The organism is Enterococcus sp. DIV0358, assembly GCF_051713465.1.
Lineage (GTDB): Bacteria > Bacillota > Bacilli > Lactobacillales > Enterococcaceae > Enterococcus > Enterococcus faecalis.
This window is the reverse complement of sequence record NZ_JBIOPX010000001.1, coordinates 1,598,952-1,612,790: the sequence shown is the minus strand read 5'-3', so window position 1 is coordinate 1,612,790 and position 13,839 is coordinate 1,598,952. Positions and strand designations below refer to the sequence as shown.

At 37.1% G+C, this 13,839-nt stretch carries 13 protein-coding genes; 12 read left to right on the top strand and 1 reads right to left on the bottom strand.

Features of this window, described 5'->3' with window-relative positions:
• Positions 1 to 76 precede the first annotated feature (76 nt).
• Positions 77 to 412 carry a PTS sugar transporter subunit IIB gene (locus IGK70_RS07930; RefSeq protein ID WP_002364074.1) on the top strand — a complete coding sequence of 112 codons (336 nt, stop codon included), beginning with the start codon at positions 77 to 79 and terminating at the stop codon, positions 410 to 412.
• Positions 413 to 736: 324 nt separating this feature from the next.
• Here IGK70_RS07930 and IGK70_RS07925 read toward each other — a convergent pair whose 3' ends face one another.
• Positions 737 to 1,453, bottom strand: coding sequence for an AAA family ATPase (locus tag IGK70_RS07925; protein ID WP_002357289.1), 717 nt, complete (start codon positions 1,451 to 1,453; stop codon positions 737 to 739).
• A gap of 271 nt (positions 1,454 to 1,724) precedes the next feature.
• Between IGK70_RS07925 and IGK70_RS07920 the strand changes: the two genes are divergently transcribed.
• The 11 genes from IGK70_RS07920 to pstB all read left to right on the top strand — a co-directional run bounded on the left by IGK70_RS07920 (position 1,725) and on the right by pstB (position 13,830).
• On the top strand, positions 1,725 to 3,041 hold the full coding sequence (locus IGK70_RS07920; protein WP_071981469.1) for a DEAD/DEAH box helicase: 1,317 nt from the start codon (positions 1,725 to 1,727) through the stop codon (positions 3,039 to 3,041).
• Positions 3,031 to 3,717, top strand: coding sequence for a ComF family protein (locus IGK70_RS07915; RefSeq protein WP_071981468.1), 687 nt, complete (start codon positions 3,031 to 3,033; stop codon positions 3,715 to 3,717). Before IGK70_RS07920 ends, IGK70_RS07915 begins: the two co-directional genes overlap by 11 nt.
• Before the next feature lie 138 nt (positions 3,718 to 3,855).
• Positions 3,856 to 4,407, top strand: a complete 552-nt coding sequence (gene hpf / locus IGK70_RS07910; RefSeq protein ID WP_002357293.1) for a ribosome hibernation-promoting factor, HPF/YfiA family — start codon at positions 3,856 to 3,858, stop codon at positions 4,405 to 4,407.
• 255 nt (positions 4,408 to 4,662) lie between these two features.
• On the top strand, positions 4,663 to 7,200 hold the full coding sequence (gene secA, locus IGK70_RS07905; protein WP_010817353.1) for a preprotein translocase subunit SecA: 2,538 nt from the start codon (positions 4,663 to 4,665) through the stop codon (positions 7,198 to 7,200).
• 76 nt (positions 7,201 to 7,276) lie between these two features.
• A protein-coding gene (gene prfB / locus IGK70_RS07900; protein ID WP_113793629.1) for a peptide chain release factor 2 occupies positions 7,277 to 8,378 on the top strand; the annotation gives its coding sequence in 2 pieces (ribosomal slippage) (positions 7,277 to 7,348 and positions 7,350 to 8,378; 1,101 coding nt in all).
• A 105-nt stretch (positions 8,379 to 8,483) separates the two neighbouring features.
• Positions 8,484 to 9,170, top strand: coding sequence for a cell division ATP-binding protein FtsE (gene ftsE, locus IGK70_RS07895; protein WP_002361935.1), 687 nt, complete (start codon positions 8,484 to 8,486; stop codon positions 9,168 to 9,170).
• Positions 9,163 to 10,047 carry a permease-like cell division protein FtsX gene (ftsX, locus tag IGK70_RS07890; RefSeq protein WP_002364071.1) on the top strand — a complete coding sequence of 295 codons (885 nt, stop codon included), beginning with the start codon at positions 9,163 to 9,165 and terminating at the stop codon, positions 10,045 to 10,047. The genes ftsE and ftsX overlap by 8 nt, the downstream gene beginning before the upstream one ends.
• A 175-nt stretch (positions 10,048 to 10,222) precedes the next feature.
• Positions 10,223 to 11,077 carry a phosphate ABC transporter substrate-binding protein PstS gene (locus IGK70_RS07885; protein ID WP_002357298.1) on the top strand — a complete coding sequence of 285 codons (855 nt, stop codon included), beginning with the start codon at positions 10,223 to 10,225 and terminating at the stop codon, positions 11,075 to 11,077.
• Positions 11,078 to 11,199: 122 nt separating this feature from the next.
• Positions 11,200 to 12,120: a phosphate ABC transporter permease subunit PstC gene (gene pstC / locus IGK70_RS07880; RefSeq protein WP_002357299.1), complete on the top strand. Its 921-nt coding sequence runs from the start codon at positions 11,200 to 11,202 to the stop codon at positions 12,118 to 12,120.
• On the top strand, positions 12,120 to 13,004 hold the full coding sequence (gene pstA / locus IGK70_RS07875) for a phosphate ABC transporter permease PstA (RefSeq protein WP_002357300.1): 885 nt from the start codon (positions 12,120 to 12,122) through the stop codon (positions 13,002 to 13,004). The genes pstC and pstA overlap by 1 nt, the downstream gene beginning before the upstream one ends.
• Before the next feature lie 16 nt (positions 13,005 to 13,020).
• On the top strand, positions 13,021 to 13,830 hold the full coding sequence (gene pstB / locus IGK70_RS07870) for a phosphate ABC transporter ATP-binding protein PstB (RefSeq protein ID WP_002420128.1): 810 nt from the start codon (positions 13,021 to 13,023) through the stop codon (positions 13,828 to 13,830).
• The last annotated feature ends 9 nt before the right edge of the window (positions 13,831 to 13,839 follow it).

Below are 13,839 nucleotides of genomic sequence, written 5' to 3'. Positions count from 1 at the left end.
ATTAACTTTACACTATAATATTTTTAATAGATAATGTTGAAAATTGAAAAAGGCAAAGGTAAAAGGGGCTGTTAAAATGTCAAAAAAAACAATTATGTTAGTTTGCTCCGCAGGAATGAGTACTAGTTTACTTGTTACAAAAATGCAAAAAGCAGCATTTAATCAAGGTTTAGATGCCCATATATTTGCGGCTTCTGCATCGGAAGCAGACACAAATTTAGAAAATAATCCAGTCGATGTGTTATTGTTAGGTCCACAAGTTCGTTATATGAAGAGTGATTTTGAAAAGCGTCTATCACCAAAAGGTATCCCAACAGATGTCATTAGCATGTCTGATTACGGCTTAATGAACGGGGAAAAAGTGTTGGAACAAGCCTTGGATTTGTTAGCACAAGCAGATAAAAAAGAGTAAAAACAAGTTGTTTTTTCGAGAATCTTCGAAAAAGCAACTTGTCTTTTTTTATGATTTTAGTTAATTGGAATTGAGCTGAGGCAGTCATTCTGGTTTATCAGTTCCATAAATTATAGAGCCGAAATTAGTCCTGTGAGCTAGAGAAAGACAACTGTCTTTAATTTTTTACTTTAATCTAGATACTAAAAAAACATACTTAACAATCTATTTTCTGAATAATAAACGCCTTTTTCCGTAGTCTAAAAGTAGTAATTCAAAGAATGATTAACAATATTTTTATATACGAGTCATTATAGTATGGCATAAGCAATTCGAATAACAGACTTATTCAGCAAATAAATGAGAGAGAATTCTGTTTTTGTTGTTTAAAAATAATGAGGTTATTTCATAAGGCATACTTTCTTCATACGTGATTTCTAAAGGACTATCTTTATCAAAAGAAATAATTTGTGAGTCAGGCATTGCAAGTAATATAGGTGAATGAGAGACAATAATAAACTGAGACCCCTCATCAATTAGTTTTTTTATAGATATCATTAAGGCTAGTTGGCGTTGAGGTGAGAGAGCCGCTTCAGGTTCATCTAACAGGTACAGACCATTTCCTCTAAACCGATGGTTCACCAGATTCAAAAAACTTTCGCCGTGTGATTGATGATGTAGGGATTTATCGCCATATTCAGAAAAATCTAAGTCTATATTTTCTGCATATGTAGCAACATTGTAGAAACTTTCAGCTCTTAAAAAGAAGCCATCCTTAGCACGCTTTACACTTTTTCCAACAGTTAAATAATTATGTAAATCCAAGTGAGTATCGTTTGTAGAGAAATTAAAATTAATACTACCGCCTTCAGGATTAAATCCCCAATTGACTGCGATTGCTTCTAATAAAGTGGATTTTCCAGTTCCATTTTCACCTGAAAAAAAAGTAATAGGTTTTTTAAAATTTAGTGAATTAAATTTATTCAGCCCTTCAATTTTTGAAAAAACAGAATCTTCTTCAAAAGCTTTGAGTTCTAGTCTTTTTAAAAAAATATTTTCCATGATAAAGCTTGCTCCTCTCTAGTCTTTTCAAATTAAAGCTTGAATTACTAGATATACTTTAACATTAATTTTTCTTTAAAGGTAGATAAATTTGTTATAAAAAATCTGCATATAGGTAAGTCGAAAGTGGAAGATTCGTGTAAACAATAAAGCGTATCAAGAGTTTGTTTAGTAGGTAACGACTAGATAAGAATAGAAAGATAACGGTGGGAGATTTCCTTTTTCGCAAAAAAGCTAGAGAAATGCGTATTTTATAATTGAGGTGGTTAACATGGAAGATTTGCATGGACGTAAAATAATTCTTGAAGAAACAGAACGTTCAATACAGACAAAACTGGTTTATTTACCAACAATGTTAGAGCGTTCCCCCCTAACAATTCAATGTCAGCGGTGCGGGGAAGTCGTATCCAAAAAAGAAAACAGACTGGCGACAAATGTATACTACTGTCATGCGTGCATTCAATTAGGCCGTGTGACTTCTTGTCAAAAATTTTGTCATTTACCAGAAAGGCCCAATAGCCCAAGAACTGTCTTTTTTGAGTGGTCTGGACAATTAACAAAGGGACAGCAAGCGATCTCGGTTGAACTTTGTGAGACAGCAAAAGCAAGAGAGAATCGCTTAGTGTGGGCAGTTACAGGTGCAGGCAAAACAGAAATGTTATTTGCTGTTTTGCACCAAACCTTACAAGAAGGTGGGCGAATTGCGCTGGCTTCGCCGCGTGTCGATGTTTGCTTAGAACTGTTTCCCAGAATCCAAGCGGTTTTTCCTCATGAAGCAATTGCTTTACTTCATGGAAACAGTCAAGAGCCGTATCGTTATACGAAACTAGTGATTTGTACCACGCATCAATTATTGAAATTCCATCAAGCATTTGATTTACTTATCGTTGATGAAGTCGACTCTTTTCCTTTTGTTAATAACGAGCATCTTTATTATGGAGTGCGTAACGCACGAAAAAAAAGAAGTAGTTTGGTGTACTTAACAGCAACGCCTACGAAAGAATTGCGGAAGCTTTTACAGCAAAAGAAGTTAGCAGCCAGTATTTTGCCAGCAAGATATCACCGTAGGCCATTACCTGTGCCACGCCGATTTTGGGTTCAGTCGTGGCAACGTATTTCTAGCAAAAATATTAAAATCATTGCACATCATTTGAAACGTTTATTGGTGCGTAATTCAGTTTTACTATTTTGCCCAAGCATTTCATTAATTCACCAATTGCATGCATTAATAGCTGAGCGATTTTCCGACAAAGAAGTTGTCGCCGTTTATGGTAGTGATGAGCTTCGCCTGGAAAAAGTTCAAGCAATGCGTCAGCAGAAAACGGATATTTTGATCACTACAACCATTTTAGAACGTGGTGTGACTTTTGATGCAGTCTCAGTAATTGTTTATGGTGCCAATCATCGAGTCTTCACTTCTTCAACACTTGTCCAAATTGCGGGCCGAGTCGATCGAAGACAAGAATTCAATTACGGCAAAGTTTTATTTTTACATGATGGGGAAACAAGAGACATGAAAGAGGCAATTCGGCAAATAAAGCAAATGAATCGCTTGGCTAGCAAACGAGGGATGTTAGATGGATTGTAAAAATTGCGCAAGCCCCATTCGTTTGGAGATAACATTAAAAATGCTCTTACGTTTTAAAAAATGGGCGAGGCCTTCACTTTGCCAGCACTGCCAAGCAAAGTTCCAGAAACTGCCAAGGATAGGCACTTGTTTTGGCTGTAGTCGTGTCAGCCAAGAGTATTATTGTTTAGATTGTCGAAGATGGCAGCTGCTTTATCCAGAGTATTCTTTTCATAATGCAGCGTTGTTTCATTATGATGAAGGAATGCAAGAGTGGATGGAACGCTATAAATTTCAAGGAGACTACCGCTTAAGAACGTGTTTTAACGAGGAAATTAACTTTTACTTTCAGCAACAATCTGCGGACTATATTATTCCGGTGCCCTTATCCGAAAAGCGAATGCAAGAACGAGGCTTCAACCAAGTAATTGGCTTACTAGAAGCGGCTGATGTTCCGTACAGCCCTTTTTTAATTAGAAAAGAGGAAAATGTTCCGCAATCTAAGAAAACTAGAAAGGAAAGGATGCAGTTGCAACAACCATTTGCCATCCAAAAAGAAAACCAAAAAAAATTAAAAAATTGTTCTGTTATTTTGGTGGATGACATCTATACCACTGGACGAACTCTTTTCCACGCAGCTGCTGTTATCAATGACTGTTATCCTAAAAGTTTGAATACGTTTACTCTCGCGCGGTAAAAAGAAAAGAATTCATAAATTTGATGACTATTTTGTTGGCAAAACCCAGATTATTCGATATAATGAAATTAAGAAGAAGGGAATTAAAGAGTGGTCCTTTAATCTTTTCTTTACTGGTAGATGAAAGGGGTAATTGTTATGTTTAGATATAATGTACGTGGAGAAAATATCGAGGTAACCGAAGCGATTCGAGACTATGTTGAGAAAAAAGTCGGTAAATTAGAAAGATATTTCAGCGATTCACCTGAAGCAACGGTTCATGTGAATTTGAAAGTGTACACTGAAAAAACAGCCAAAGTCGAGGTTACTATTCCTCTTCCTTATCTAGTTTTACGAGCTGAAGAAACGTCACCTGATTTATACGCAAGTATTGATTTGGTTGTCGATAAATTAGAACGACAAATTCGTAAATTTAAAACAAAAATCAACAGAAAATCTCGTGAAACAGGACGTAACAATACAAAAGCCGCTGTCTTCTTAGTTGGTGAAGAAACAGAAGAAACACCTTCAGAATTAGACATCGTTCGTACAAAACGTCTATCATTAAAACCGATGGACAGTGAAGAAGCTGTTTTACAAATGAACATGTTAGGACACAACTTCTTCATTTTTGAAGATGCTGAAACAAATGGAACAAGCATTGTTTACCGTCGTAAAGATGGCAAATATGGCTTGATTGAAACAGACTAAAGCTTAAAATAAGAGCTGAAATGCCTTCGTGCATTTCAGCTCTTTAAACATCTTTAAAGCACGGAGTAAAGAAAAAATAAAGAAATACATAAAATAACTTTAAAAGTTCCTCTTTTAAAGGAAAATGTCTGTAAAATAGATAGAAATGGTTTTCTTTCTCGTCAAGTAATGATAAAATAAAACGGATAGATTGTGCTTCTTGTACAAAAAGGATACAAAAATAAAAAGAGGTAATTGAAAGGAACACAGATACCAATGGCAAATTTTTTGAAAAAAATGATCGAAAACGATAAAAAAGAATTAAGACGATTAGAAAAAATCGCCGATAAAATTGATGCACATGCAAGTGCAATGGAACAACTAAGCGATGAACAATTACGTGAAAAAACAGATGAATTTAAAGCCCGTTATCAAAAAGGGGAAACCTTAGACGAACTATTACCAGAAGCGTTTGCGGTTGTCCGTGAAGCTGCTAAACGTGTACTAGGTTTATTCCCATACCGTGTCCAATTAATGGGTGGGATTGTGCTTCATGACGGGAACATTCCTGAAATGAGAACAGGTGAAGGGAAAACCTTGACTGCCACAATGCCTGTATACTTGAATGCACTATCTGGCGAAGGAGTACACGTTGTTACAGTTAATGAATACTTAGCAACCCGTGACTCTAACGAAATGGGAGAATTATATAATTTCTTAGGCTTAAGCGTTGGCTTAAACATTAACTCTAAATCTTCTGATGAAAAACGTGAAGCGTATAACTGTGATATCACTTATAGTACAAATAACGAATTAGGATTTGACTATTTGCGTGATAACATGGTTGTTTATCGCAGCCAAATGGTTCAACGTCCATTAAACTATGCAATTGTCGATGAAGTGGATTCAATCTTAATTGATGAAGCAAGAACCCCATTAATTATTTCTGGACAAGCTGAAAAATCGACAGCACTCTATACGCGTGCCGATAATTTTGTCAAACGCTTAAAAGAAGACGAAGATTACAAAATTGATATTCAGTCTAAAACAATTGGTTTAACAGAAGCAGGTATTGAAAAAGCGGAACAAACTTTCGGATTGGATAACCTTTACGATATTGAAAATACAGCATTAACGCACCATTTAGATCAAGCGTTACGGGCAAACTATATCATGTTACTAGACATTGATTACGTGGTTCAAGACAATAAAGTCTTAATTGTTGACCAATTTACTGGTCGTATCATGGATGGTCGTCGTTATTCTGATGGCTTGCATCAAGCGATTGAAGCAAAAGAAGGCGTCGAAATTGAAGATGAAACAAAAACAATGGCGACGATTACGTTCCAAAACTACTTCCGGATGTACAAAAAACTAGCCGGGATGACTGGTACTGCTAAAACAGAAGAAGAAGAATTCCGTGAAATTTACAATATTCAAGTCATTCAAATCCCAACCAATCGTCCAATTATCCGTGACGATCGTCCAGATTTACTTTATCCAACCTTAGAAAGTAAATTTAATGCAGTGGTGGAAGATATTAAAGAACGTTACCACAAAGGACAACCAGTGTTGGTGGGGACTGTTGCGGTAGAAACGTCAGAATTACTTTCTGATAAATTAAACGCAGCTAAAATTCCTCATGAGGTATTAAATGCGAAAAATCACTTTAAAGAAGCCGAAATCATTATGAATGCCGGTCAAAAAGGCGCAGTTACAATTGCAACAAATATGGCTGGTCGTGGAACGGATATTAAACTTGGTTTAGGTGTACTTGAACTAGGTGGTCTAGCGGTTATCGGGACAGAACGTCATGAGTCACGTCGTATTGATAATCAGTTGCGTGGACGTGCAGGACGTCAAGGGGATCCAGGGGTTTCACAATTTTATTTATCTTTAGAAGATGACTTAATGAAACGCTTTGGTTCAGAACGAATTAAAACATTCTTAGAACGAATGAATGTGCAAGAAGAAGATGCAGTTATTCAAAGTAAAATGTTTACTCGCCAAGTAGAATCTGCTCAAAAACGTGTGGAAGGAAATAACTATGACACACGTAAAAATGTCTTACAATACGATGACGTGATGCGCGAGCAACGTGAAGTTATTTATGCGCAACGACAAGAAGTAATTATGGAAGAAAATGACTTGTCTGATGTATTGATGGGCATGGTAAAACGGACGATTGGCCGAGTGGTGGATAGCCATACACAATTAGAAAAAGAAGAATGGAATTTAGATGGGATTGTCGATTTTGCAGCCTCAACACTTGTCCATGAAGATACGATTTCTAAAAAAGATTTAGAAAATAAATCAGCTGAAGAAATCAAAGACTACTTAGTGGCACGTGCGCAAGAAGTATTTGAAGAAAAATCTCAACAATTGAATGGTCAAGAACAATTGCTAGAATTTGAAAAAGTAGTCATCTTGCGTGTCGTCGATACTAAATGGACAGATCACATTGATGCGATGGATCAATTACGCCAATCTGTCGGCTTACGTGCATACGGTCAAAACAACCCATTAGTAGAATATCAAACAGAAGGTTATTCTATGTACAACAATATGGTGGGTTCAATCGAATATGAAGTAACACGTTTATTCATGAAATCGGAAATTCGCCAAAATGTCCAACGTGAGCAAGTAGCTCAAGGACAAGCGGAACATCCAGAAACAGAACAAGATGCAGCTGCACAAAGCAACACAAGTGCGAAGCGTCAACCTGTGCGTGTAGATAAAAAAGTGGGCCGTAATGATTTATGCCCATGCGGAAGTGGCAAAAAATTCAAAAATTGTCATGGGAAAAACGCTTAATTAAAGAAAAAACGCAGGGTGGGGCAATTTGTCCCGCCTTTGCTCTTTTTACCATAAAGAGAAAGAAGGAATCATTTTGGAAAACCCAGAAATTCGTACATTATTAGACGAAATGACACAAAAAATTACTAGCTTCAGGAGGTCTCTTTGACTTAGACCAGTTAGAAGAAGACATTGCCGAGGCGGAAAATCGGATGGGAGAACCTGGTTTTTGGGACAACACAGAAACGGCTCAAAAGCTAATTAACGAAACCAATAGTTTGAAAGAAAAATATCAACAATTTCATCAGCTCTCTGAGGAACTTGACGAATTAACGGTGATGTTTGAATTACAACAAGAAGAATATGATGCAGAGATTCAAGAAGAATTGGAAGAAAGAATTCATCTCTTGCAAGAACGTTTAACAACTTATGAGCTATCCTTACTACTAAATGAGCCATATGATCATAATAACGCCCTAATTGAATTACACCCTGGTGCCGGTGGTACTGAATCACAAGATTGGGGAAGTATGCTTTTACGAATGTACACACGTTGGGCAGAAAGTCACGGTTTCCAAGTTGAAACGTTGGATTACCAAGCTGGAGATGAAGCAGGGATTAAAAGTGTCACCTTATTAATCAAAGGTTACAATGCTTATGGCTACCTAAAATCAGAAAAAGGTGTCCATCGTCTTGTGCGGATTTCGCCCTTTGATTCCGCTAAACGCCGTCATACTTCGTTTTGTTCAGTTGATGTAATGCCTGAATTAGACGACACAATAGAAATTGCGATCAATCCAGATGACTTAAAAATTGATACCTATCGAGCAAGTGGTGCCGGTGGTCAGCATATTAATAAAACAGAATCAGCTGTTCGAATCACACATATTCCAACAGGCACCGTTGTCGCAAGCCAAGCACAACGTTCTCAATTAAAAAACCGTGAGCAAGCAATGAGTATGTTAAAAGCCAAATTATATCAATTGGAAATGGAAAAGAAATCCCAAGAAGCAGCAAGTTTACGTGGTGAACAAATGGAAATTGGCTGGGGCTCACAAATCCGTTCTTACGTATTCCATCCGTATTCAATGGTCAAAGACCATCGGACAAATTACGAAACTGGCAATGTGCAAGCTGTGATGGATGGAGACCTTGATGGTTTCATTGATGCCTACTTAAAACAGCGCTTAAGTTAAGCTCTTCATTAAATTGAAATAAAAATGTAACTTAATGCAAGAAGTTTGCAATATTGACATGTTATAATGAGTAGGATTGAAGAAAAAAGAGATGGAGAGAACGCCATGATTGAAATGAAAGATGTAATGAAGAAATATTCGAATGGTACAACAGCGATTCGAAATATTTCAGTAGAGATTGACCAAGGCGAGTTCGTCTATGTGGTTGGTCCCTCAGGTGCAGGGAAATCAACCTTTATTAGATTAATGTATCGTGAAGAAAAAGCAACAAAAGGTAATTTGACAGTTGCAGGTCATGATTTAATGAAAATAAAAAATAAAGAAGTTCCTTATTTACGTCGTGAAATCGGCATCGTTTTCCAAGACTATAAACTATTACCAAAGAAAACTGTGTATGAGAACGTGGCCTATGCGATGCAAGTTATCGGACGACGTCCTCGCGAAATCAAAAAACGCGTGATGGAAGTTTTAGATTTAGTCGGTCTAAAACATAAGGTACGTGTTTTTCCAAGCGAACTTTCTGGTGGGGAACAGCAACGGGTATCCATTGCACGAGCAATCGTAAATACACCGAAAGTTTTAATTGCCGATGAACCAACTGGAAACTTAGATCCAGAGAATTCATGGGAAATCATGAAATTGTTGGACCGGATTAACGCACAAGGAACAACAGTCGTGATGGCAACGCATAATAGTACAATTGTAAATACGATTCGTCACCGTGTTATTGCCATTGAAAATGGTCGCATTATCCGTGACCAAGTGGAAGGAGAATACGGCTACGATGATTAGAACATTCTTTTCTCATTTATTTGAAAGTATCAAAAGTTTAAAACGGAACGGTTGGATGACTGTTGCCTCAGCAAGTGCGGTTACAATTACATTAGTTTTAGTTGGTATTTTTATGGGCGTTATTTTTAATGCAACGAAACTTGCTGATGATATCGAAAAAAACGTGACAGTGTCTGTCTTTGTCGATATTGGTACAAAACAAAATGAAATGAAAACATTAGAAAAACAACTTAAAGGATTAGACAATGTTGAAGATATTTCTTATTCAAACAAAGATCAACAATTGAAAAAAATCCAAGAACAAATGGGGGATGCCTGGAATCTTTTCGAAGGCGACAGTAACCCATTATATGATGTGTATTATGTCCGTGCGAAAACACCAGAAGACACGAAAGATATTGCGAAACAAGCAGCTAAATTCCCAAGTGTTTTTAAAGCCGATTACGGTGGTGTAAATTCAGACAAAATCTTTAAAATCGCTCAAACCGTTCGAACTTGGGGCTTAGCAGCTGCTGCATTACTTTTATTCGTTGCAGTGTTCTTAATTTCCAACACTATTCGGATTACGATTTTATCTCGTCAAAAAGAAATCCAAATTATGCGTCTTGTAGGAGCCAAAAACAGTTTCATCCGTTGGCCGTTCTTCTTAGAAGGTGCTTGGATTGGGTTGATTGGCGCAATCGTGCCAGTCATTATTATGACGTTAGGCTACCATCAAGTTTATAACATGTTTAACCCGCAGTTATTGCGTTCGAATTATTCATTAATTCGTCCAGAAGATTTTATCTGGAAAGTTAATCTATTAATGATTGCAACAGGAATGATTATTGGATCACTAGGTTCAGTTATTTCAATGCGTCGTTTCTTGAAAATTTAAACGAAAAAAAGCTCTCCATTTTGGAGAGCTTTTTTTGTTTTAGTTTTAAAATACTTGTTATTTAATTTAAGAGTTTTCTCAGTTGTACCAACAAATTGATAACTTATAATTTTCAAGTCCTACATATAATGGTAAAATAGAATAGATTGAAATTAATTGGAGGAATAATGAATCGATGAAAAAAAGATTGCTATTATTTATTGGTTTGGCAAGTATACTTACTTTGACAGGATGTGCAAAATGGATTGATCGTGGTGAATCCATCACAGCGGTAGGCTCATCAGCTTTACAACCATTAGTAGAGACAGCGAGTGAGGAATATCAAAGCCAAAATCCGGGAAGATTTATTAATGTCCAAGGGGGCGGAAGCGGAACAGGTCTGAGTCAAGTCCAATCTGGCGCGGTAGACATTGGTAATTCTGATTTATTTGCAGAAGAGAAAAAGGGCATCAAAGCGGAAGACTTAATTGATCATAAAGTTGCTGTTGTTGGGATTACACCAATCGTTAACAAAAATGTCGGTGTCAAAGATATCTCAATGGAAAATTTAAAGAAAATCTTTTTAGGTGAAGTAACAAACTGGAAAGAACTTGGCGGGAAAGACCAAAAAATTGTTATTTTGAATAGAGCGGCCGGTAGTGGTACGCGTGCGACTTTTGAAAAGTGGGTCTTGGGAGATAAAACAGCCATTCGTGCGCAAGAACAAGATTCCAGTGGCATGGTTCGTTCCATTGTTTCTGATACACCAGGAGCGATTAGTTATACCGCATTTTCATATGTTACTGATGAAGTAGCTACGTTAAGTATTGATGGTGTTCAGCCAACAGATGAAAATGTAATGAACAATAAATGGATTATTTGGTCTTATGAACACATGTACACTCGTAAAAATCCAAGTGATTTAACCAAAGAGTTTTTAGACTTTATGTTGTCAGATGATATCCAAGAACGTGTGATTGGTCAATTAGGGTATATTCCTGTTTCGAAAATGGAAATTGAACGGGATTGGCAAGGAAATGTCATTAAATAATTCTCTTAACACAAAATTTACAAACTTAACATAAAATTTACATGTTATTAAAAACAAATTGATGTAAAAAAGGTACACTATTTTTATCTGTAAAAGTTGGATTGTTTGAGGAGGAAATATTCTTGGAAGATGTACAGAAAAAATTATTAACAAAATCGAAAAGAGCCAAGATGGAGCAACGAGGGAAATTTATTAGTTTCCTATGTATTGCCTTAATTGTAGCAGTGGTTGTTTCAATTTTCTATTTTGTTGCAAGTAAAGGACTTGCTACATTCTTTAAAGATAAGATTAACGTGTTTGATTTCTTATTTGGAACAAACTGGAACCCAAGTGATATCGGCGCAGACGGTAAACCCATGGTTGGGGCTTTACCAATGATTGCGGGTTCCTTTATTGTAACGTTTTTGTCAGCGATTGTTGCGACGCCATTTGCGATTGGAGCGGCTGTTTTTATGACAGAAATTTCACCTAAAAAAGGAGCGAAATTTTTACAACCAGTTATTGAATTACTTGTAGGGATTCCCTCTGTTGTTTATGGATTTATTGGTTTATCTGTCATTGTTCCTTTTGTCCGTTCAATCTTTGGCGGAACTGGCTTCGGTATTTTAGCTGGTACATTTGTACTATTTGTTATGATTTTACCAACGGTCACTACAATGACCGTGGATGCGCTAAAAGCTGTACCTAGACATTATCGTGAAGCGTCGTTGGCGCTTGGTGCTACGCGTTGGCAAACGATTTATAAAGTTGTCTTGCGGGCAGCTGTGCCTGGTATTTTAACTGCGGTTGTCTTTGGTATGGCTCGTGCGTTTGGTGAAGCCTTAGCAATCCAAATGGTAATCGGAAATGCAGCTGTGATGCCAACTAGTTTGACAACACCAGCTTCGACACTAACAAGTATTTTGACAATGGGGATTGGGAATACAATTATGGGAACAGTTGAAAACAACGTTCTTTGGTCTTTAGCCTTGATTCTATTGTTGATGTCTTTACTATTCAACATTGTTATCCGAATTATCGGTAAGAGAGGAGCCTTAAAATAATGAATGCAAAAAAAGCAGATAAAATCGCAACAGGTATCTTATATGCCGTATCTGGCGTCATTGTTTTAATTTTGGCGGCCTTACTGATTTACATTTTAGCTAGAGGAATTCCACATATTTCGTGGGAATTTTTAACACAACCATCCAGAGCGTATCAAGTTGGTGGTGGGATTGGTATTCAGCTTTTCAATTCACTATATTTACTATTGATTACAATGATTATTAGTATTCCAATTTCATTAGGTGCTGGAATTTACTTATCGGAATATGCGAAAAAGAATTGGTTAACTGATTTAATTCGTACCTCGATTGAAATTTTAAGTTCATTGCCTTCCGTTGTTGTGGGGCTGTTCGGCTTCTTGATTTTCGTTGTACAAATCGGATATGGCTTTTCAATCTTATCAGGTGCGTTAGCATTAACATTTTTTAACTTACCATTATTGACTAGAAATGTTGAGGAATCTTTGAAAGCCATTCATTATACACAGCGTGAAGCGGGGTTAGCCTTAGGTCTTTCACGTTGGGAAACAGTTAAAAAAGTTATTTTGCCAGAAGCGTTACCAGGAATTTTGACAGGGGTTATTTTGAGTTCTGGTCGGATTTTCGGTGAAGCCGCTGCGCTAATTTATACAGCAGGACAAAGCGCACCTGCCTTAGATTTCAGTAATTGGAATCCGTTGAGCGTTTCAAGTCCAATTAGTATTTTCCGTCAAGCGGAAACGTTGGCTGTGCATATTTGGAAAATTAATACTGAAGGTACGATGCCAGATGGCGCTGCGGTCTCAGCAGGTGCCTCCGCTGTGTTAATTTTAGTAGTTTTACTTTTCAATTTCGGCGCTCGTTTTATCGGCAACCGTCTTTATAAGAGAATGACATCAGCTTAATGTTAGGGGAATTAGCATGAAAGAATACAATTTAAATGATACCCATTTACTTCAACTAGATAGCCAAAAAGACCCAATTGCGTTACACACGGAAGACTTACATGTCTTTTACGGGGACAATGAGGCTATCAAAGGTGTTGATTTACAATTTGAAAAGAACAAAATAACCGCCTTAATTGGACCTTCTGGTTGCGGTAAATCCACGTATTTACGTTCGCTAAATCGTATGAACGATGGCATTGCCAATACACGTGTTACTGGAAAAATCATGTATAAAGATGTCGATGTCAATACGAAAGAAGTGGACGTCTACGAAATGAGAAAACGCATTGGCATGGTTTTTCAGCGGCCCAATCCATTTAGTAAATCTATCTATGAAAATATCACATTCGCATTGAAACAGCATGGTGAAAAGGATAAGAAAAAATTAGATGAAATCGTTGAAACAAGTTTGAAGCAAGCCGCACTTTGGGATCAAGTGAAAGATAACTTAAACAAAAGCGCCTTAGCTCTGTCTGGTGGGCAACAACAACGTTTGTGTATCGCTCGGGCAATTGCGATGAAACCAGATATTCTGTTGTTAGATGAACCGGCAAGCGCGTTAGATCCGATTTCAACAGGAACGGTTGAAGAAACGTTAGTGAATTTAAAAGATGATTACACGATCATCATTGTGACACATAACATGCAACAAGCGGCGCGGATTAGTGACTATACAGCTTTCTTCTATATGGGCAAAGTCATTGAATACGACCATACAAGAAAAATCTTTACACGACCAAAAATTCAAGCAACGGAAGACTACGTTTCAGGACATTTTGGTTAGGAGGAGCAA